The following is a 20,302-nucleotide window of genomic DNA, read 5'->3' as shown; positions in this document are numbered from 1 at the left end:
CTCTTCACAACAGGAGATCAAGATGAACGACGAGAGCTCGATTACCGTCGATGTGGTCTCCGACGTCGTGTGTCCCTGGTGCTTTATCGGCCAGAAACGGCTCGACAAGGCGATTGCCGCCGTCGATATCGACGTTCACATACGCTGGCGGCCCTTCCAACTCGACCCAACAATCCCGCCCGAAGGCAAGAACCGCCGCGACTATATGGTGGCGAAATTCGGCAGCGAGCAACGCATCCGCGAAATCCATGCCCGGATCGAACCGCTGGGCGAGGCTGAAGGCATCTCCTTCGCATTCGACGCCATCAAGGTCGCGCCCAATACGCTGGATGCGCACCGTCTCATTCGCTGGGCCGGCACGGCCGGCGAGGCCATTCAGAACCGGCTGGTGCGCCGGCTGTTCCAGCTGAATTTCGAGGAAGGCGCCAATCTCGGCGATCATGCCGTGCTGATCGAAGCCGCCCGCGAGGCCGGCATGGATGCGTCCGTGGTCGAAACGCTTCTGCCGACCGACGCCGATGTAGAGGCCGTGCGCACCGAAATCGCCACCGCTTCGCGCATGGGCATATCGGGTGTGCCGTGCTTTCTGCTTGAAGGCAAATATGCGGTGATGGGTGCCCAGGACGCCGATACGCTCGCCGATGCACTCCGCCAGGTCGCCGCGGCCAAGGCACGCGGCGAACTGGAAACAGCGAACTGAGTCGGACTATTTCACGGTCACCTTGGCCTTGCTGACGAAAAAGCCATGGCCATGCTTGCCGGTGCAGGTCAATCCCTTGGTGGATGACTGGCAGGAAAATGGCCCCTTGCTCCAGCTGTTGCCGTAGGCCAGCCTGGTGACGCCGCCGCAGCAGCCTTGCTCGCCCGGATTCTTGATCAGCGTCGCCGGGCCTTTCGGGCCGAGGATGATCGTGACGTAGCTGGGCTCGACGCGCGAACAACTCAGTTCCGGTCCGCCATCCTGTGGCTCGTAGGTGCTGGTGCCGCCGTTCGGCGTGTAGATGCAGCCGATATTGCCGGACGGCGTGTTGAACTCGATCTGTCCCTCGGCATTTGCGGGAACGGTCTGGCTGCCGGCATATGTTTGCGGCAGCCAGAAAAATGTTGCGAGCGTCGCGACAAAAAATGTCCGTGCAAGCATGGCGAACTTCCCCCCGGTTCAAACCTGGATGCGTCCGGCAGGTTCAATCCGAAGCGCGTGTTTGTCAAACGCGGTTTGTGCGCGCTCTTAAAAAGGCACGGGCCAATTGATAGATCTTCATCCCGGACTGTGTCGGCAAAGTCATTGCTTGGCCGACTACGGGTCCTGACAAGGCGGCTTCAACCACGAATCATACGTCACGTTCTGGCCGCCGACGAGGCCGGACTGGCCGTGAAGGCGGTTCAGGCTGTGAAGATCGGCCGCTGGAAGGCGCTTCTATGTTCACAAAGCTGTGTGAAGACCTTCCCTTGGGGAAGATCTCTACTTGCTCGGGCGCAGGCAAGTAACTATTTGAAATTGCGTTGGTATTCCGCCCCTCGAAACGTGACGGCACAGCGCCGTGATCATTCATTCTGTTGCTCCACTGCAACGGCCGGCAAGCTAAGCCACCTGCGACTGGTGAAAAGCTAATGGAAAATGATCAATTGGTGTTACTGTCCGTAACAAAAGAAAAATCGTTTGGGCGGGATAGTGATTCGGGTCGATAGACCAACGCGACATTCAATATCGGAAAAATGGCTCCGCGGTGCCGCAAGGCAGTCGCCCCTGACGCCCGTATCGTCGATGCGCAGCTTCTGGGGGCTGATGCGGGTCTACTGGTTCTCGGACCGCTGGAGGGAAGCCTGGACGCTGACGCTGGTGATCGCGCTGATCATCGCGCTGTCCAGCAAAGCCGACGTCTGGTTTACGGTAGCTGGGGCTGAGCTGGCGACTTCGATCGCTTTTTTCCACGATGCCGCGAACACGACGCCACTCAAGACAATACTGACCAACGCCGGTTGGCTGGTGCTGCTGGTCCTGCTCAAGGACTTGGTTATTGCCGGCATTCACAACCTGGTTTCCAAGACATTGCATCGCAAATGGCGTGGCTGGCTGGACAGCCGATTCAACGAGGCCCTGCTCGACTCTAACCATACGCATTTCCATGCCCAGCATGGCTCTTCCGGGAATGCAGCTCCCGACAATATCGACCAGCGCGTGCAGGAATCCATCAAGGCCATGACTGGCGGAGCCATCGGGCTTGCTTCGGGTGTGCTAAGCGTCTTCGCTTCGTTCTACTTTCTCGGTGGCGAATTGCTGAAAAACTCTGTCGAGGTGAAGGGCCTGGAGTTTCTCGGCAGCTACGGCAGCGCCGTCCTTGCTCTCCTGGCAATCGCTGTGTATGTGCCGTTCAACACTTGGATCGCATTGAAACTCGGCCGAATGCTGGAGTGGCTAAACGTCAGAATGCAGCAGGCCGAAGGCAGTTACCGCAGCGAGTTGATCACATTCCTGCGCCGCAGTTTTCATGTCGCCGCATCGCAGGGCGAGAATGTGCAGAAGACTGTAAACAGCCAGCGTTATGCCGACATTGACCGTACCTGGGCCAGACTGAACATCGTCAATACTGGCTACGCCTCGTTCGAGCTGATCTATAATTTCATCGGTGCCAAGATTGTCGCTTTCGGGCCAGGGCTCGTGCCCTTCATCCACAACGGCCTCGACCTCAAGGGTTATCTGACAGCTTCCGGCCAGGTCGATAAGCTGATCAGCAACTGTTCGTGGTTCATCCATGTGATGCCGGACATCGCCACCTTGCGCGCCAACAGCCAGCGCGTCATCGAATTGGCGCAGGCAATCGAGAACGTGCAGCAGCCACAGGAATTCTATCAGCAGACCGGCCGGTCCGACTTCCGCTACGACCACCAGAACCCGGTTTTCGGACTGACCATCCAGAAGCTCGAACTGGCGCATCAGGGCGAGGACGCAACGCCCTTCCTGAGTGCCGCGAACTTGCGCTTCCGGCGTGGCGAGTGGACTTTCCTCAAGGGCGAATCCGGTTGCGGCAAGACCTCGCTCGTCAAGGCGATCAACGGCCTGTGGCCTTATGGCCGCGGCACCATCGTCTTCCCGGAAGGGGTCAGGAGTTTCTACGCCGCCCAGGAGGTGAAGCTGCAGCAGGTTTCGTTGAAGCAACTGGTCTGCCTGCCTGGTTCCGAGCATGATTACGCCGACATGCAGGTCGCATCCGCCCTGCACAAGGCCGGCCTCGGCGATTTCATCGAGCATTTGGCCGATGAGAGCCGTGAAGGAAAGATCTGGGATCAGGTTCTCTCGGGTGGGCAGAAACAGAAGCTGGTTGTCGCCCGCATCGTGCTGCAGCAGCCGGGATTGCTGTTCCTCGATGAAGCCACCGGCGCGCTCGACCCCGATGGACGGATCGCCTTCCACCAGGCGATCAAGGACAATTGCCCTGATGCAACCGTGATCTCGATCATGCATGAGGCGACGCCGCCGAGATCGCTCGCGGGCACCGAATTCTACCACAGCGTGGTTGCGATCGCCGACGGCGTCGCTACCAAGAAGCCGCTGGTTCCGAGCTTGCCGGTAGAGCTCACCACCATCCTCACGCAGCCGACACGGCCGGCCGAGGACAAGTGGCTGCGCTTTCCCCGCCGGCTGAAGCAGAGATAGCCGCGGCACCACTGCCGGCATCCAGCCACTGCCACGTAGCCCGATCACAGTCTCGCGATCCGCCGGTTTGCCGCCGTTTTAACCCGCTCTCGCGATTGACTCGGCAAGGCGCGCTCCTATGTTGCGCCGGCTTGCAGAATCTCAACTCGAACCCGCGAGCAGAAAGGTCACCGCGCCATGCCTGGAGACAGTCACAGTCGAACGCAACCGCCGTCCGCTTGACGTGACCTGACAGGCTCACGTCCTGCCGGACGGCAAGGAGTGAGCCATGAACGAGTTTTCCCCTGTCGCGGGCGGCGATGCCATCGCCATCGCTCGCGTACTTGCCAACGAACACGTCGCCGACATCGTCGAGGCCTTGAACCAGGAGCCCCGCGAGACGGCATCGGAGCTGCTTTGCGAAGTGCCGTTCGGGCGGCTGGTCGAGATCTTCGACCAGCCTGAACTCGACGGCGCATCCGAACTGGTCGAGGCGCTGCCCCGCATCAAGGCAGGCAGACTGCTTGCCGCCATGTCGGTCGATCGCGCCGCCGACATACTGCGCGATCTGAACGAGCCGGCTCGTTCCGAACTGCTTGGTGGCCTGGCGCCACCGCTGCGCGCGACGCTGCTTGCCATTCTCGGCTATCCCGAAGGCAGCGCCGCCTCGCTCATGACGACCGAATATGTCAGCGTGCCGCCGGACTGGAGCGTGGCCCGCACGCTGGATTATATCCGCAAGGTGGAGCGGACTCGCGAAACCGTCTACGCGATCTACATCGTCGATCCGCAAACGCATGTCCTGTTGCGCTCGACCAGCCTGCGTCGGCTGATCGCTGGCGGGCCCGACGAGCTGATCATGGCAATCGCGCCGGATCGTGCGCCTATCACCGTTTCACCGCTGACCGATAGTGAAAAGGTTGCTCAGCTGATCTCGAAATATGATCTGCTCGCCGTTCCGGTCGTGGACAACGGCAAACTGCTCGGCATCGTTACCATCGACGATATTATCGACACGATGATCGAGGAAACGACCGAGGATGTGCATCGTTTCGGCGGCATGGAGGCTCTCGACGAGCCCTATATGAAGATGGGCTTTCTGACGATGATCCAGAAACGCGCCGGCTGGCTGTGCGCGCTGTTTATCAGCGAGATGCTGACCGCCAACGCGATGCAGAGCTACGAGGGCGAGTTGGAAAAGGCGATCGTGCTGACCCTGTTCATTCCATTGATCATGAGCTCCGGCGGCAATTCCGGCTCGCAGGCGACCTCGCTCGTCATCCGGGCGCTGGCGCTGCGCGAGATCGGCCTTGGCGACTGGTGGCGGGTGGCATTGCGCGAGCTGCCCACCGGCCTGGTGCTTGGCTCGATTCTTGGCGTGGTCGGCGTCTGCCGCATCGCGCTCTGGCAGTATCTCGGCTTCTACGACTACGGCCCGCACTGGCCGCTGATCGCAATGACGATCGGCGCCACGCTCGTTGGCATCGTCACCTTCGGCTCGCTGTCTGGATCGATGCTGCCGTTCGCCCTGAAGCGCATGGGCTTCGACCCGGCCAGCGCATCGGCCCCGTTCGTCGCCACGCTGGTCGACGTCGCCGGGCTGGTGATCTATTTTTCTGTGGCGCTGGTGATCCTGCGCGGAACGTTGCTGTAAGAAAACGCACGCACTTCCAATCGCGGCAATTTCGTTGCCGCGATGGGTTGTCGTCGCGTCAGACGCGCTCACCATCTCTCACCCGGTAAGCCGGCTTGTACATGGTGACGAGTTCTTCCGCGGCGGTCGGATGCACCGCCATGGTGCGATCGAAATCATCCTTGGTCAGGCCGGCCTTCAGCGGTATGCCGAGAAGCTGCGCCATTTCGCCGGCATCCGGCCCGAGGATGTGGGCGCCGAGGACCTTTTTCGAGGCGCCGTCGACGACCAGCTTCATCAGCATTTTTTCGTCGCGGCCGGAAAGTGTGTGCCGCATCGGCCGGAAGGTGGCGCGGTAGATTTCAACATTCGAAAAGCGCTTTGCCGCTTCATCCTCCGACAGGCCGACCGTACCGATCTCGGGCTGCGAAAAGACTGCGGTAGCGATCGTGTCATGGTCGGGCGCCGTCGGCTTGTCCTTGAAGGCGGTCTCGACGAAGCACATCGCCTCGTGGATTGCCACCGGCGTCAATTGCACGCGATGGGTGACGTCACCGATTGCCCAGATGTTGTCGATGTTGGTGCGGGAGTATTCGTCGACGTGGATTGCCCCGGTTTTGGTCATCTCGATGCCGACGCCTTCCAGGCCCATGTTCTCGGTATTGGGAATGCGGCCGATGGCGAGCATGACCTGATCGACCGTCAGCACCGTGCCGCCGGTGACAAGCGCGTCGAGCCGGCCGTCAGGCCGCTTCCTGACCCACTCGGACACGGCGTGGCAGAGGATTTTTATCCCTTTCTTTTCCATCGTCTCGTGCAGCATGCGTCTGAGGTCCATGTCGAAACGGCTGAGGATCTCCTTGCCGCGGTAGACCAGCGTCGTATCGACGCCGAGGCCGTGAAAGATGTTGGCGAATTCGACGGCGATATAGCCGCCGCCCTCGATCATGATTGCCTTCGGCAGTTCCTTGAGGTCGAAGGCCTCGTTGGAAAAGATGCAGTACTCATGGCCGGGCAATGCCGGATGCGGCGCCGGCCGCCCGCCGGTAGCGATCAGGATCTGGTCGGCGGTAACGGTGCGATCCTCACCAAGAAGATGCACCACATGCCGATCGACCAGGGTGGCGCGCGAATGAAAGACCTCGCCGCCGGCGCCCTGCACGTTCTTCTTGTAGATGGCCTCCAGCCGGCTGATTTCGCGGTCCTTGTTGGCGACCAGCGTCTGCCAGTCGAAACGCGCCTCAGGCACCGTCCAGCCATAGCCGGCGGCATCGGCGAAATGCTCGGGGAATTGCGAGGCGTAGACGTAGAGCTTCTTCGGCACGCAGCCACGGATCACGCATGTGCCGCCATAGCGGTATTCCTCGGCGATGCCGACCCGCTTGCCGAGTGCCGCCGCAACGCGCGCCGCCCTCACTCCGCCGGAGCCGCCGCCGATGACGAAAAGATCGTAGTCGTAACCGGCCATGGCTGAACTCCTTGCCCCTCAAACCCCGAGACAGGTAGGCTGCCGACTATCAAAAGAAAAGCCCGGATTTGCCGGGCTTTTGGTCCAGTGGCGGTCAGGCGGCTCGGAAGTCCGCAATCAATTCGGTGTAGCGTCCGCGGGAGCTGCGCCATCGGCCGGAGCGGTACCGTCGGCAGGCGCAGCCGGCGCCTTGGCATTCGCCGCTGCACCCAGGGTCTCGCCGACCTGCTGGGCGAGATCGCGAGCCAGGCCGTTCTGCCAGATCTCGGCAGCCTTCACCAGTTCGCGCGTCACGATCGGGCCGTTGTCGAGCAGCTTCTTGCCGGAATCGGAATTGTAGAAGGCGGCAATTTCATTGAGTTCCTTTTCCGAGAACACCTTTGCATAGGCGAGCGCCGCTTCCTTTTCCAGGTCGGCGCGGCGCGATGCCAAGGCCATCGCCTTCTCGTTGATCGTCTTGGCGATCAGTTCCTGCATGTCCGGGTTCTTCTGGATCAGTTGCTGCTCCAGTGCCGCGGCTGCTTGCGGCAGGATGCTGTCGAACGTATCCGTCGCATGGATCGCCGCGACGGCGGCGCGCGCCGCCTTCAAATGCGCGTCGGTGACGTCCTGCGAGAATGCCGGCGACGAAAACGCGAAAACGGCCGAGGCCGCCAGAATGGCAAAAAAGCGGCCAACCCGGTTATGCAACATCATGATCGGTAAAACTCCCTGATTTTCGGGCGGCATGGACGGTTTGGATGCCGTCGCCGCCGGCTATGATGGCCGTTGATGCCAGCCCGATGAAAAGACCATGCTCGACCACGCCCGGAATGGCGTGGAGAGCATTCGAAAGCGCTCTTGTATCCGGAATGCGGCCAAAAGATGCATCGAGGATAAAATGGCCGCCGTCTGTAACAAATGGCTGGCTCCCCGTCATCCTCAATGTAACAGGGCCGGAAAGGCCAAGGTTTGCAGCCGCCGCGCCGACCGCAATTTCGGTGGCGCGCAGGCCAAACCGGTTGACTTCGATGGGCAGCGGAAAACGGCCGATCATCTCGACCATCTTGGAGCTGTCGGCGATGACGATCATGCGGGCGGAGGCCGCCGCGACGATCTTTTCGCGCAGCAGCGCACCGCCGCCGCCCTTGACCAACGTCAGCGCCGGATCGATCTCGTCGGCGCCGTCGATGGTGAGGTCGAGCTCGGGGGTTTGCTCGAGGGTGGACAGCGGCACACCAAGCTCGGTGCAAAGGACGGCGGTGCGCTCCGAGGTCGGCACGCCGATGACAGTCAGGCCGGTGGCGACCTTGTCTGCGAGCAGCCGCACGAACTCGTCCGCCGTCGTGCCGGTGCCGATGCCGAGCCGCATGCCATCCGTGACATGGGCAAGCGCTGCCCGCGCGGCCTCAACCTTCAATTGCCTCGCATCCATGCCGGGTCCCGAGATTTGTTTCGGCGCTCGTAGCATTTTTGCCGGGCTGGTCAAAGGACCTTGCCCGCGGTGGATAAGCCGTCTTGCCTGAACGGGCCGCAGCGGTTATCGCCTGCCGGCAATCAAATCGTCACAGGACAGGCCATGACCCGACCGATCATCGTGTTCGACCTCGACGGGACGCTGATCGACACGGCGCCGGACCTGCTCGACAGTCTCAACCACAGCCTTGCCGCCAGCCAGCTCGCGGCCGTCGACGAAGCCGGCTTCAAGCGCTTCGTCGGCCATGGCGGCCGGGTGATGATCGAGCGCGCTCACGCAGCGCAGCACAGGTCGCTGGCAGTGGAGGAGCACGACCGCCTGCTCAAGCTGTTTCTGGACCATTACACCGTTAACATCCCCGGCAAATCGCGCCCCTACCCTGGCGTCCCCGAGGCGATCGCACGGTTCGAGGCAGCCGGTTACCTGCTGGCCATTTGCACCAATAAATACGAGGCCAATTCGGTGGCGCTGATCGAGGCGCTCGGTATGACCAGGCATTTCGCGGCGATCTGCGGTCAGGATAGTTTTCCGTACCGCAAGCCCAACCCGCGCCATCTCACGCAGACCATCGCGCGCGCCGGCGGCGATCCGCACCGTGCACTGATGGTCGGTGATTCGCAGACCGACATCGACACGGCGAAAGCCGCCGGGATTCCGGTGGTGGCAGTCGATTTCGGCTACACCGATCGTCATGTGCGAGAGTTCGAACCGTCGGCGGTGATCTCGCATTTCGATTCGCTGACGCTCGATCTGGTACAAGGGCTGATGGCCGCGGCAGAGGGCTGAAAGCCGCCCATCGGGTGGACCGCCAAATGCCGACCGACAAGTGGTTGACTTAGCAGGCCGGCCTCCCTTATATCGCGGCGCGCTTGGCCTTCGGGCAACGAGCGGGCGATTAGCTCAGCGGGAGAGCACACCCTTCACACGGGTGGGGTCGCAGGTTCAATCCCTGCATCGCCCACCATTCAACCCCTTCAAACGTTGGATGAATTAGCCTCTACGGAAATGTCAGAAAAATCGCACTGGCGCGTGACTGGCGCGTAACCCGGAAAGCAGTCACGGCCTTTCGGCTTCACACCCTGCCTTTCGCCGCAATAAGCCGCTGTTTGATCCCTGAGAGTTTGGTCTTTCGCTGCCCAAACAGCTCCGCGATAGCATCTTGTAGAAGCTCAAAGCAGTCGAGCACAGCTTCCCGAGACGCTTTCCCTTCGTGGCTGCCAATGTTCCCCACATACCTCAGCGCATCAAAGGTATCGGCATGTTCAGGCTCAGATTTCTTGAAGGATGCAATCCGTGTTGCGAGGTCGCGGGCGGCAGGAACGCGCTGATGGTCGAGTATCTTTTCAACGATAATGCGAAGCCGGTTCGCACAGGCGCCTAGGTCAATCCAAAATAATGCGAAGGCTGTTGCGAATTCCCTCTTAAGCGGGTTCGGTGTAGCGTCTGGCACCGTGGCAAGTGGAGGAGCCGGATACATCCCTTTCGGCGTCAGAAGATAGAAAAAGCGGTCTTCGTCGCGGCCATAAGAGTTCCGTTCAGTAAGCTGCCGGTCGCCATGGACGGAAACCACCGTGCCGCACTTTTCGATACCGCATCGAAGGAACAGGCTGAAGTTTGAAACAATGTCCGGTAGCGATACCCAGTCAATCTCCACGGCTTTAACCCATGTGGTGGACGTCATGTGCCGAAGTGACTCAGGCAGATAGTGGAGGGTGCCTCGGTCGCACTCTGGGCAGGGGTATGCTGGGATATCGTGGTCCGGAAAGTTCTTCCCCCAAAGGTCGCGAGTCGCCGCCATCGTGCCCCTTCCCATTTTTGGCAACAGTATCCTCTGCTGAAACATCGGCCTAGTGCAGAATCTTGGCCGGAAGAACTCGACGCTCCCAGGTTCTCCACTGCCGCACCCACTTTGGGCGGGTGGCTGTGGGGGATGGCGTAGCCATCGGGTGCGGTTAGTATGTCCTTTATGTTGGCGAATGCGCCAAATGCAGGGGGTGAAGCATGGCAGATCACAACAACAATCTTGACCACGCAGCGGTCGCAGCCGGAGCTAAAGAGCGCTTCGAGACGGCTGACGTTGCCCCCAGTTTCTATCCAGTTTTGAGTTCGTTTCCGGCGTGGGTTGTGCCCTGCTGGGCGGGTGAAGCGACGGGCGCTGGCGCGGAGCCTTTGGCATCGCGCAGCGCGAGCGACCGTCGCAGATTGAAGGTGGTGGCGAACTCGGCCGGTGTCTGCCAGGCGATTTGGGAATGCGGCCGGGCGGTATTGTAGTCGGCGCGCCACAGGGCGATGGCGACGCGTGCCTGAGCCAGCGAAGTAAACAGCGTCTCATTGAGCAGTTCATCGCGTAGTCGGCCGTTGAAGCTCTCGATGAAGCCATTCTGCATCGGCTTGCCGGGCGCAATGTAATGCCATTCGACGCGGTTCTGATCCGCCCAGGAGAGGATGGCGTTCGAGGTGAACTCGCTGCCATTGTCGCTGACGACCATTCTCGGCCGGCCGCGCTCGGTGATGAGCCGGTCCAATTCGCGGGCAACCCGCATGCCCGAGAGAGACGTATCAATGATGAGTGCCAGGCACTCTCTCGTGCAGTCGTCGACGACGGCCAGGATGCGGAAGCGGCGCCCGTCTGTGAGCTGGTCGGATACGAAGTCGAGCGACCAGCGCTCGTCGGGCCTCAGCGGCACCACTATCGGCGCCCTGGTCCCGATCGCCCGTTTGCGGCCGCCACGGCGGCGAACGGCGAGCTTCTCCTCCCGATAGAGCCGGAACAGCTTCTTGCGGTTCACGACCAAGCCCTCCCGCCTCAGCATCACGAGAAGACGCCGGTAGCCGAACCGGCGACGCTCCTGCGCGATCGCCTTCATCCGCTCGCGAAGCTCGCGGTCGTCCGGCCTGCTGGTCTCGTAGCGAACCGTCATGCGGCAACAGCCGATGGCTTTACACGCCCGCCGTTCGCTCATCCCGAAGCCTTCCTTTAGGCGAGCGACAGCTTTCCGCTTGGCCGCGGGCGTCACCATTTCTTTCCCACAAGATCCTTCAACGCGGCATTGTCGAGCATGGCGTCGGCCAGAAGCCGCTTCAGCCGCGTGTTCTCGTCCTCCAGAGCCTTCAGTCGCCGAGCCTCGGAGACATCCATCCCGCCGAAGCGGGCCTTCCAGTTGTAAATCGAGGCGTCGCTGACCCCGTGCTTGCGGCACAGATCGGCAACCGATACCCCGGCCTCATGTTCCTTCAAAATTCCGATGATCTGCTCTTCAGAGAAGCGGCTACGTTTCATGTCCTGGTCCTCTCGATGGGCCAGAACGAACTTCAAACCGGATTAGATAAGAGGGGCAAGGTCAGCCCGTATCAAGGAATTGCAGGCCGAATTGCAGCTACTGACCGCAAGCAACGGCGGCGGGCATGGTGTTGGCAATAGCCGCACTGCGAGAGGTGGCGGGGATTCCTTCAACAACGGGCGCAAGACTGATGGCCCACGCGTGAACAGTGGTAAAACCCGCGTCAAGCCGCCTGTGGAATACAAGGACGATAAGGGCAACACTTGGACAGGTCGCGGAGCAACCCCAAAATGGTTGGCTGCTTACGAGGCTGAGGGCCGTAATCGCTCCGACTTCGCGGTCTGATTCAGCCCAGAATTATCGGGCGCCAATATCCATTGAGGAATTCGTTGCACTTCAGATCTGCGATTTCGATCCGTCGAACGTTCGTGTCGCCTCCCACCGATTGACGAACCCTATTTTCGATAGCAGCCCTGTTGGGCGCCGATATCATATAGCCTGTTCCGAAAATGCTTTTGGTCCGAGATTTTTCGATTGTCATCAGGTCCATATTCATATCCCCATAGGAGAACCCCAGGTACACGATTACCGCGGCTTCCGCGATCATTGCCCGTATCCTGCCGAGGACTGCTTCGTCCTCAATCCGTTCCGTGAATGTACGAATCTGAAACGCGATATCAGGAAGGTCGCGCGGCTCCACTTCTTGGCCAAACTTGATGCCACCTGGAGCTTGCCAAGGGAGGCGTCCGACTTGGCCGTAAGGGTGGATTATCTCCAGTCCCCGCAACACCTTCTGCGCTTCCGCAGGTTTCATGTGATAGTAGTTTTGAAGCGCTTGCTCCAGATAGTGCTCGATGCACCTGTCGTAATTGAAAGTGATTATGCTGACGTTGCTGAAAAGCCCACCGAGGTTAGCTCGCAGCGTTCCCTCGGTAGCCATTTTGAAAAACGTATTGTGCCAACTATCATCGATGTGCCGGAAGTCGATAATCTCATTCGTTCCATGAATCTTAGAGCCGCGTTCTGCTTCCAAGATGCTCTGGGAGATCCCCATCTTCCCCATAAAAACGGCGACATCGTTGTCTCCGTGGGTGTGCAGATAATTGTCGATTGAAACCGCGTTAGCCATTGCTGAGGAGAGAGCGCGCCCAGCCTGCATGAATTCGTTATTGCCTACCTCACTGCCCTGCTTCTTGAAATAGGACTTGGCGCCGTCGTAGATGCCCGTGTCGCCCTGAGTCGCCTCCCAACCGTTCGACTTGAAGTCCAGCTTCCTGCCAATGATTTTAGCTAGCTCCGTGCCCATCGGTAGGCCAACTTCCCGGCTGCCGCCTGCACCGACGACGAAAACGGTCTTTTTGGTGTACATCTTCCGCCTCTTGTCACGTAATCAAGCTTAGAAGCTGAAACACTGACCCCGAGATAACCAAAACGATTGCAGGGGCGTTGACACGACTCGACCGGCCGTGAATCGCCCAAGGTTCGACCGTCTGGCGATAGATAGCGAGTTCCGCGTGATCTGTGAGGGCTTGCGAAAGCCTAGTCGTGGCTTGCAACTCTTCGATCAAACAGGCGAGGTCGCTGAGAGTGACGGGCTGGCCCCGCCCTTGGCGTCGTAGTGTTTGATCTATGTTTTGCAACCCTGTTAGTCGCCGGCCCGCATGGCGGCGAAGTTCCGCAATGGAATTGGTTAGAGGGTCGTCAGGGGGTCTGGTGCGCATCGTCGCGTCGTGAATGCGTGTCATATCCCACGCGAGAAAAATAAACCCCAGGCAGTCAAGCGCCAGCCCGATAGCACCGCGCATAATTGGTGGCCCGAAAAGATTCGCCAGAGCAAGGAAGTCGTCATACGAACTGACAATCATCGGCAATCCCCCAGCAAGCGCAGCCGGTGACACTAGATGATTGTCGGGCAAGTTTTACAAGCGGCCCGGACGCTTGGTTGGCTGCCCCCCCGCTCTTCTCCTAACAGTCCCCGCGATATAAAGATTGCCCCGGTAAGGGGGCAATCTGCGCACTCTGGTGGGACTTTTCCTGTGAGGGCGGCGACAGTCCGACATTCACCCTGCTGGCATCGGGGTCGATCCCGCATAATTCCAGACAAGCTCTAGAGGGTGAGGTGCATTGACACGGGTCACGATCTTATTGTGCCCGCTCGCAGTTCCCTGGCCTGTCGGACAGGCGCTCTGACCCCCAAATGACCGCCGGCACTATTATGGCCGCGATGTTGAGGCGACGCATCATGATTTTAAGCAGTCGCCGTGTTCTTTCGGCAGCCATAAATCAGGTACGGACGGCGCCTCCTTGTAGCGCAACCCTCCGCGATCCCGGAACAAACCTGCATGGACGTGAGTTTCTGCTGATCGAGATGTGAGGGAAAGCCATGTCCAGACTTGTTTTGGCGGCCGCCGTGCTGCTTGTCGGCGGATCGGCCTTTGCCGCGGACGAAAATCCGGTGCCGCCGCAGAATGCCAAGAAGCTGTCGGAAATCATCGCCAAGGTCGAGCAGCGCGACGACTTCCGCTACATCAAGGAAATCGATTGGGACAGCGATGGCTACACCGTCATTTATTACACGAGCGACAAGGCCAAAGTTGAAATCACCTATGACCCGGTGACAGCCGCGCCGAAATGAAGCTGGCCGCCAACGGTCCAGATTCTAAAAAATGGCGCGCCTCGAAGGCCCCCGGCCTTCGGCACACGCTTGCGTAGACATGACTTTGATGGCTGACTGGGTGCTATCATTGCGCGCGGGGGTGGGCATGGCGACGGTAAAGCACGTATTGAAACGCTTTCTGATGATGCTCGCGGGTTATTTCATAGCGGTACTGGTTGGGCTGATCGCGGTGGCGGCGATCTATGGCGGGCTGAGTTCGCTGCCAAATGCGCCTAATTATTTCGACGTCATGGGTATCACCCCCGTTGCGGTGCTGCTGTTGCCGCCGCTCGGCATGTTCATCTATTTTCTGACGATCGTGCTGACCGGCCTGCAGACGCTGATCTTCGCACTGATTGCCGAGTTTTTCTCGCTGCGCAGTTTTTGGCTGCACATGGTCTTCGGCGCGGCGGCCGCTGTTGGCGGCTTCGCCTTGATCTGGCCCAGTGTACCGGATGACACGAACCCGGAGCGCTGGGCCGATATCGGCATCATTGCCGCCGCAGGCATTGTCGCGGGCCTGGTCTATTGGCTCATCGCCGGACGCGATGCCGGTTTCCGGCGTCCGCTGTTTCAGCGCTAGAGCGGTTCCTGATTTGACGGAATCGAAGGGGATTCCGGATCAGTCGGTTTTGTGATTCAAGATGCTGGCTGGAGTGGAGGCCAGAATCGGATGACGCGACCTCTTTCGGATGATCTTCGCGAACGTGTTGTAGCGGCGGTTTTGGGTGGCGAGAGCCGCCGGTCGGCCGCGAAACGGTTCGGCATTTCGGTTTCGGCGGCGGTGAAGTTGTTGCAGCGCCATCGGGCGACTGGCTCGGTTGCGCCTGGCAAGATGGGCGGACATCGCAAGAGGGTGCTGGAGCCGCACCGTGCCTTCATCGAGGCGCGTGTGCGTGAGACGCCGCATCTGACACTGCATGGTCTGAAGGATGAGTTGGCCGCACGCGGGGTCAAGGTCTCGCACAACGCGGTCTGGATGTTCTTGAGGCGCGAGGGCCTGAGCTTCAAAAAAAACGCTGTTCGCCCTTGAGCAGGCGCGCGCTGATATTGCCCGCAGGCGTCAGCGATGGCGCTCTTGGCAGGCCGGCCTCGATCCGCAGCATCTGGTCTTCATCGACGAGACCTGGATCAAGACCAACATGGCTCCGCTGCGCGGTTGGGGGCCGAAGGGCGAACGGCTGCGCGGCTTGGCCCCGCACGGCCACTGGCGCACGCTGACCTTCCTCGGCGCGCTGCGCTGCGATAGGCTCGCGGCACCTTGCGTCTTCGACGGGCCAATCAACGGCCAATGCTTCCGCGCCTATGTCGAGCAGCAGCTCATCACCGTGCTGAAACCCGGCGACATCGTCGTCATGGATAATCTGGGAAGTCATAAGTCGGCGGCCATCAGGCAGATGATCAAGGCGGCCGGCGCCAGGCTTTGGTACCTACCGCCCTACTCCCCAGACCTCAATCCGATCGAGCAGGCCTTTGCCAAAATCAAACACTGGATGCGCCAAGCTCAGAAACGTACCGTCGAGGACACTTGGCGCCACATCGGCCACCTCGTTGAAACGATCGAGGCAACCGAATGCAACAACTACTTCGCAAACGCCGGCTACGCTTCCATCAAAACGTGAAAGGCTCTAGAACCGCATTCGTCAGCTTGCCGGCGAACGCACCGCTTCCGTGCTGTCGAGCGCCTGCTGCAGCCTTGTATCGCGGCCGTAGACGTCGTTGAAGTATTCGACCTTGCCGGACAGGTCCGGCCACGCGGTGAAATAGGCGACATAGACCGGGATCTTGCGTGTCACGTCCTCGGTCGAATGTCCGTGTTTCAGTTTGTCCTCGATGTAGTCGACCGAGGTGCCGAGCACGGCAGCGGCCATGCCGCGCGGATCCTGCAAGCGAACGCAGCCATGGCTGAGCGCACGCATGTCGCGCTGGAAAAACGACTTCTGCGGCGTATCGTGCATGTAGATTGCATGCTTGTTGGGGAACAGTATCTTCAGCTCGCCCAGCGCATTGGCCTCGCTTGGCAGCTGGCGCACGCCGTAGGGTATCTTTGCGCCGTAGGCGCCCCAATTGACCGAGGACGAGGGAATGCGCTTGCCGCGGGCATCGACCACCTCGTAGCCGGCGCGGTCGAGATAGCCAGGATCCCGGCGCAGCCGCGGCAGCATCTCGTTGACCAGGATCGATTGCGGCACGCCCCAGTAGGGATGGAAGTCGACCTGCTCTATCTGGTCATAGAAGAAAGCAGTCTGGTTGGTGGGCCTGCCAACCACGGCGCGTGTCTTCAGCTTCTCCTCGCCATCATCGATATAGCTCGCGGTGAAAGCCGGCTGGTTGATGAAGACGCGCGGGCTGCCAAGGTCGGAAGGCAACCAGCGCAATTCTTCGAGCGCAACCCGAACCTTCTGAACTTTGTCGGCCTTGGACGTTCCGGCCAACGATGCAACGGTACGCGGGCCGATGACGCCGTCGCCTTTCATGCCGGCCCGTTTCTGCACCGCCTTGATCACCGGCACCAGCTCCGGATCGTAGACCTCGCTGGTAGCGAGCCTCGCCAGGACCTCGCCATAGGCGCCGCCCATCTCGTCATCGAGATTGCGCGCGATCTTTGTCAAAAGCTTCGGCAGCTCGGGGCTGGTCTGCCCCGGCTTCAACAGCAGATCGGGATCGATGGTGATTTCGTCTTCGGCGCTGGCCTGGAGCGCTTCCAGTTCGACGCGCAGCGCCTGATACTCGGAATTCTGTGGATGCCGTGACTCGAGATAAGTGCGCACTTGCTGGGTATGGGCCAGCGTCTTCAGCACCCCTTCCATGTCGAGCGGCTTCGGCGGAAAATCGTAGTAGCCGGTCATGCGGTTGGGATCGACGCGGCCGCTTTGTGCGTCACGGGCGTAGCGCAGGACACGCGCCGACAGCGCCATCTCGAAGCGGACCAGCTCTTTCAGGCGCTCATCGACATTGCCCGCCGATGTGCCTGCTGCCGGAACTTCAACGGTGTAGTCGGCGGGCGTCAGGCCGTAGCTCGCGGCCTCGCCCAGCACCCGCACGGCATCCTGGGCACGGCTGCTGGGACTGGTTCCCGTCACCCAGATGAAATCCGGATTGGCCGAGTAATAGGCGATCAGCGCCTTGGCGACGTCCTTCTCGGCGTAGAGGTCATAGCCGTCGAGGCCGGCAATGGCTTCGCGGAATGCAGCCCCGGTGGCCGCCGGCTCGAAAGCAGCGTCCTGAGGCGTTGCTGGTTCAGGCGCTGCCGACAGTGCCGAAAAATCGACGCGCACCAGCGGATCGCTCTTGTAGGTATAATAGGACGGGCCGCTGATTTGCGCACCACCACCGGAAGCGGCCGGCGCCTTGGGCTTCGGCTTGTATTTTGACGGTGGCGGCGGAAAGTCACTTTTCGGCGGTGCGTGTTTGACGCCGCCGCCGAAAAGCATGTCGAAGAACCCTTGCGCTTCAGCCTTCGGCGCCCCGAAGGCCAGCATTGCCGCGGCCACCGCAAACGGCAGCACGGTTGCTTTGTTTCCAAGGACTTTCATGGATCACCCGCTCCGGTTGAACCGGATCCCGTTCCGCACCGCTTTCACGGTCTCGCCCACCGCATGGCGGATGTAAGGCGTGACTACACTGATTCATACTGATTTCGTTAAGCTTTCATAAATTTCGGAACGTCTGTTGCAGAAGGGTTTCACAAGATCGTGACGGGTCGAGTCAATCCGTCATCGCCCCCGTTAATGATAGCGCCCGTGAGCCAAGCCTCAAGCGTTGGCGCCACCGTCGATGGTCAATGCCGTGCCTGTCACGAAGCGCCCTTCGGGACCGGCAAGCCAGGCGACCATGCCGGCGATCTCGTCGGCCGTGCCGAAGCGAGGCATCGCCATCTTCTGGCGCTGATGCTCGGCGTGCGGGCCGGCTGCCGGATTCATGTCGGTATCGGTCGACCCCGGATGGACGACATTGGCGGTGATGCCGCGCGGACCGAGATCGCGTGCAAAGGCCTTGGTCAGGCCAACCAAGGCAGCCTTGCTGGCCGAGTAGGCGCTCAGGCCGGCGTCCGTGGCACGCTCGGCCAGATTGCTGCCGATCGAGATGATCCGGCCACCCTCGCCCATATGCGCTGCTGCCGCCTTGGCGGCGACGAACGGGGCTCTGAGGTTGACCTCCATCGTCTCGTCGAAATCGGCAAGCGACAGGGCATCGATCGGCGCAGCGCGCCAGATGCCGGCGCTATTGACCAGGATGTCGAGCCGTCCGAAGGCTGTTGCTGCCTCATCGACTGCCGCCTCGATCGCCCCAGCATCGCGATTGTCGGCCTTGATGGCAAAGGCCCGGCCGCCGGCCGCCTCGATTTCCCTGACCACCGCACACGCCCCTTCCTCGCCATTTACATAGGTGATCGCCACGCCTGCGCCGTCGGCCGCGAGCCTTCTTGCGATCGCCGCACCAATGCCGCGGCTGCCGCCGGTGACGAGGGCGGCCTTGCCGTTCAAGCTTCTGGATGACATCTGCTTCTCCATTTTGTAGTGATTGATACATAAATATCTGCCAGCCTTGCTGAACCACGTCAACCGAATTATGTATCGATCAATACAGAAAGGATGCCATGCCGGAACGAGGCCGCCCCCGCACCTTCGATCGAGCCGCCGCCTTGCGGCGCGCAATGGAAGTGTTTTGGGCCAAGGGTTATGAGGGCGCGTCGATAAGCGACCTGACCGCTGCAATGGGCATCAACTCTCCCAGCCTCTATGCCGCCTTCGGCAGCAAGGAAGCACTGTTTCTCGAGGCAACCGAGCTTTACACGCGGGTCGAGGGAACCGAGATCTGGTCCGCGCTGGAAAAGGCGCCGACCGCGCGCGAGGCCGTCGAACGGTTCCTGCGGCAGACTGCCAGGGCCTATTCACAGAGCGGTCGTCCGCAAGGCTGCCTTATCACGCTCGGCGCATTGCACCAGGATTCAAGCCGCGGCGCCATCTGCGATGATCTGCGCCGTCGCCGCGCCGAAAACCGCGAAGCCTTGCTGAGACGCCTCGAGCGTGGCGTCGCCGAGGGAGAGTTGCCGGCCGATTTCGACTGCGGTACGGCCGCGACCTTCTACGCGACCGTGCAGCACGGCATGTCGATCCAGGCGCGCGACGGCGCGTCGCGCTCGGCTCTTCTGGCGACGGTGGCCGGGGCAATGGCGGCTTGGATAGCGATGGCCAGCACCGGGGCAGCGTGACGTCGAACCCGGCTGACAAGAACGATATTCAGGTTACTGCAGAGACGGCTCGAGCCTGCCGGCAACGAAGCCAACGGCACGCTCCGCCACACCCCTGTCGGCGAGAATGCGGCGGTGGCCGAGCCCGTCGGCCCAGTAAAGCCGCACATGGTCGCCGGCGCGCGTGTAGAGCCTTGCATGCTCGGCGGACACTTCGCGGTCGTCCGGCGCGTGGATCACCAGCGTCGGCAGCGGCGTGCTTGCGAGCTGGCGGTCACCGGTGAACTCGTGCAACGGCCGGCCGGCGATGCGCTCGACCCGGTCGGCCATGGCGGCCTGCGAGCGCGAGCCGACATTCAGCATGCGGCTGAAATCAGCGAAGATCGCCGGCAGCGAGCTCGGCGCGGCGATAAGCACCAGCCGCCCGGCCGCCAATCGCGGGATGTTCCTGATCGAACCGGCGACGGCGTTGGCGGCAACGGCACCACCGAAGGAATGGCCGACAATGGCCGCGAACGGGCCGAACCATTCGCCGGCAACCCGTGCCGCATCGACCGCGCTGACCAGGGTAAGCCGGCGGCCCTGCGACTGGCCGTGGCCCGGCAGGTCGAGCGAGACCACCTTGTAGCCGGCATCGCGATAGGCTTCGATCAGCGTGCGCATGTATTCGGTGCGCGAACGCCAACCATGGATGACGAGCACGGTGCCGGCAGCCGCCCTGCCCGGCTCGGGCCGGAACTCATGCACCATGACGCAGCCGGTTCTGGTCTTTAGCCGATGATGGCGTGCCTGGGTCATGAAATCGGCGGCGCGGTCGATTGCGCGGCGCTCGCCTTCGCTCAAGCTTTTCTCGTGCGGCGTGCGGCAGAACAGCTCGAATGCAGCACGCCCGGTGAGTCGCGGTGCCACATGCTCAGCCACGCCGAACGTGCCGCGGATGACCTTCAGTCCAAATGATGCCATAGTGGCGATCCATTCAT

The 20,302-nt window shown here is 61.0% G+C and carries 20 protein-coding genes and 1 tRNA gene; 10 read left to right on the top strand and 11 right to left on the bottom strand.

The features are described from left to right. Nucleotides 1–22: 22 nt before the first annotated feature. Nucleotides 23–700 carry a DsbA family oxidoreductase gene (locus tag NKH33_RS12500; protein WP_352471875.1) on the top strand — a complete coding sequence of 226 codons (678 nt, stop codon included), beginning with the start codon at nucleotides 23–25 and terminating at the stop codon, nucleotides 698–700. A gap of 6 nt (nucleotides 701–706) precedes the next feature. Here the strand turns inward: NKH33_RS12500 and NKH33_RS12495 are convergent, their stop codons facing one another. After that, nucleotides 707–1,141 carry a hypothetical protein gene (locus tag NKH33_RS12495; RefSeq protein WP_352613631.1) on the bottom strand — a complete coding sequence of 145 codons (435 nt, stop codon included), beginning with the start codon at nucleotides 1,139–1,141 and terminating at the stop codon, nucleotides 707–709. 624 nt (nucleotides 1,142–1,765) lie between these two features. Here NKH33_RS12495 and NKH33_RS12490 point away from each other — a divergent pair. Together NKH33_RS12490 and mgtE are read left to right on the top strand one after the other, a co-directional pair. After that, the gene (locus NKH33_RS12490; RefSeq protein ID WP_352682747.1) at nucleotides 1,766–3,655 is read left to right on the top strand and encodes an ABC transporter ATP-binding protein/permease; all 1,890 of its coding nucleotides are present in this window, start codon (nucleotides 1,766–1,768) and stop codon (nucleotides 3,653–3,655) included. Between the two features lie 268 nt (nucleotides 3,656–3,923). Next, the gene (mgtE, locus tag NKH33_RS12485; RefSeq protein ID WP_352919733.1) at nucleotides 3,924–5,288 is read left to right on the top strand and encodes a magnesium transporter; all 1,365 of its coding nucleotides are present in this window, start codon (nucleotides 3,924–3,926) and stop codon (nucleotides 5,286–5,288) included. 58 nt (nucleotides 5,289–5,346) lie between these two features. Here mgtE and gor read toward each other — a convergent pair whose 3' ends face one another. From gor to rpiA, 3 genes are all read right to left on the bottom strand, one after another. Further along, entirely contained in the window at nucleotides 5,347–6,735 is a 1,389-nt protein-coding gene (gene gor, locus NKH33_RS12480; protein ID WP_352919730.1) for a glutathione-disulfide reductase, read from the bottom strand. Between the two features lie 117 nt (nucleotides 6,736–6,852). Beyond that, on the bottom strand, nucleotides 6,853–7,431 hold the full coding sequence (locus NKH33_RS12475; protein ID WP_352448901.1) for a DUF2059 domain-containing protein: 579 nt from the start codon (nucleotides 7,429–7,431) through the stop codon (nucleotides 6,853–6,855). Beyond that, nucleotides 7,418–8,149, bottom strand: coding sequence for a ribose-5-phosphate isomerase RpiA (gene rpiA, locus NKH33_RS12470; protein WP_023675034.1), 732 nt, complete (start codon nucleotides 8,147–8,149; stop codon nucleotides 7,418–7,420). Before rpiA ends, NKH33_RS12475 begins: the two co-directional genes overlap by 14 nt. Nucleotides 8,150–8,293: 144 nt before the next feature. Between rpiA and NKH33_RS12465 the strand changes: the two genes are divergently transcribed. Both NKH33_RS12465 and NKH33_RS12460 read left to right on the top strand, forming a co-directional pair. Further along, nucleotides 8,294–8,977, top strand: coding sequence for a phosphoglycolate phosphatase (locus NKH33_RS12465; RefSeq protein ID WP_352919728.1), 684 nt, complete (start codon nucleotides 8,294–8,296; stop codon nucleotides 8,975–8,977). Nucleotides 8,978–9,080: 103 nt separating this feature from the next. Further along, a tRNA-Val gene (locus NKH33_RS12460) sits at nucleotides 9,081–9,155 on the top strand. Between the two features lie 108 nt (nucleotides 9,156–9,263). Here the strand turns inward: NKH33_RS12460 and NKH33_RS12455 are convergent. Continuing rightward, nucleotides 9,264–9,989 carry a DUF4145 domain-containing protein gene (locus NKH33_RS12455; protein WP_502906731.1) on the bottom strand — a complete coding sequence of 242 codons (726 nt, stop codon included), beginning with the start codon at nucleotides 9,987–9,989 and terminating at the stop codon, nucleotides 9,264–9,266. A 292-nt stretch (nucleotides 9,990–10,281) separates the two neighbouring features. Continuing rightward, a protein-coding gene (locus tag NKH33_RS12450) for an IS3 family transposase (protein ID WP_352919724.1) occupies nucleotides 10,282–11,471 on the bottom strand; the annotation gives its coding sequence in 2 pieces (ribosomal slippage) (nucleotides 10,282–11,222 and nucleotides 11,222–11,471; 1,191 coding nt in all). Nucleotides 11,472–11,673: 202 nt separating this feature from the next. On the opposite strand from NKH33_RS12450, the gene NKH33_RS12445 reads away from it, so the two are divergent. Further along, nucleotides 11,674–11,817, top strand: coding sequence for an H-NS family nucleoid-associated regulatory protein (locus NKH33_RS12445; RefSeq protein WP_352919827.1), 144 nt, complete (start codon nucleotides 11,674–11,676; stop codon nucleotides 11,815–11,817). A gap of 1 nt (nucleotide 11,818) precedes the next feature. On the opposite strand, the gene NKH33_RS12440 is transcribed toward NKH33_RS12445, so the two are convergent. Both NKH33_RS12440 and NKH33_RS12435 read right to left on the bottom strand, forming a co-directional pair. After that, nucleotides 11,819–12,841: a hypothetical protein gene (locus NKH33_RS12440; RefSeq protein ID WP_352919721.1), complete on the bottom strand. Its 1,023-nt coding sequence runs from the start codon at nucleotides 12,839–12,841 to the stop codon at nucleotides 11,819–11,821. Between the two features lie 13 nt (nucleotides 12,842–12,854). Next, complete coding sequence (locus NKH33_RS12435) at nucleotides 12,855–13,337, bottom strand: hypothetical protein (protein ID WP_352919719.1); 483 nt, start codon at nucleotides 13,335–13,337, stop codon at nucleotides 12,855–12,857. Between the two features lie 518 nt (nucleotides 13,338–13,855). On the opposite strand from NKH33_RS12435, the gene NKH33_RS12430 reads away from it, so the two are divergent. The 3 genes from NKH33_RS12430 (at nucleotide 13,856) to NKH33_RS12420 (ending at nucleotide 15,750) form a co-directional block, all read left to right on the top strand. Next, nucleotides 13,856–14,107, top strand: coding sequence for a PepSY domain-containing protein (locus NKH33_RS12430; RefSeq protein ID WP_023675031.1), 252 nt, complete (start codon nucleotides 13,856–13,858; stop codon nucleotides 14,105–14,107). A gap of 127 nt (nucleotides 14,108–14,234) precedes the next feature. Further along, the gene (locus NKH33_RS12425; protein WP_352682807.1) at nucleotides 14,235–14,711 is read left to right on the top strand and encodes a hypothetical protein; all 477 of its coding nucleotides are present in this window, start codon (nucleotides 14,235–14,237) and stop codon (nucleotides 14,709–14,711) included. 90 nt (nucleotides 14,712–14,801) lie between these two features. Next, nucleotides 14,802–15,750, top strand: a protein-coding gene (locus NKH33_RS12420; RefSeq protein WP_352503943.1) for an IS630 family transposase whose coding sequence is annotated in 2 segments (ribosomal slippage) — nucleotides 14,802–15,137 and nucleotides 15,139–15,750 — 948 coding nt in all. Because the reading frame shifts where the segments join, the coding sequence is not laid out codon by codon here. 21 nt (nucleotides 15,751–15,771) lie between these two features. On the opposite strand, the gene NKH33_RS12415 is transcribed toward NKH33_RS12420, so the two are convergent. Both NKH33_RS12415 and NKH33_RS12410 read right to left on the bottom strand, forming a co-directional pair. Continuing rightward, nucleotides 15,772–17,664, bottom strand: coding sequence for a L,D-transpeptidase family protein (locus NKH33_RS12415; protein ID WP_352919716.1), 1,893 nt, complete (start codon nucleotides 17,662–17,664; stop codon nucleotides 15,772–15,774). Between the two features lie 219 nt (nucleotides 17,665–17,883). Then, nucleotides 17,884–18,630 (bottom strand): 3-oxoacyl-ACP reductase family protein, encoded by a 747-nt coding sequence (locus NKH33_RS12410; protein ID WP_352471883.1) that lies wholly within the window; start codon nucleotides 18,628–18,630, stop codon nucleotides 17,884–17,886. A 98-nt stretch (nucleotides 18,631–18,728) separates the two neighbouring features. Here NKH33_RS12410 and NKH33_RS12405 point away from each other — a divergent pair, with 98 nt between their 5' ends. After that, a complete protein-coding gene (locus NKH33_RS12405; RefSeq protein WP_352919713.1) occupies nucleotides 18,729–19,343 on the top strand; it encodes a TetR/AcrR family transcriptional regulator in 615 nt (204 codons plus the stop codon). Between the two features lie 33 nt (nucleotides 19,344–19,376). On the opposite strand, the gene NKH33_RS12400 is transcribed toward NKH33_RS12405, so the two are convergent. After that, complete coding sequence (locus NKH33_RS12400; RefSeq protein ID WP_352682765.1) at nucleotides 19,377–20,285, bottom strand: alpha/beta hydrolase; 909 nt, start codon at nucleotides 20,283–20,285, stop codon at nucleotides 19,377–19,379. Between the last annotated feature and the right edge of the window lie 17 nt (nucleotides 20,286–20,302).

The organism is Mesorhizobium sp. M1182 (assembly GCF_040318335.1).
Lineage (GTDB): Bacteria > Pseudomonadota > Alphaproteobacteria > Rhizobiales > Rhizobiaceae > Mesorhizobium.
Note: the sequence above shows the minus strand (reverse complement) of the source record. Positions and strands in the feature narration are given on the sequence as shown.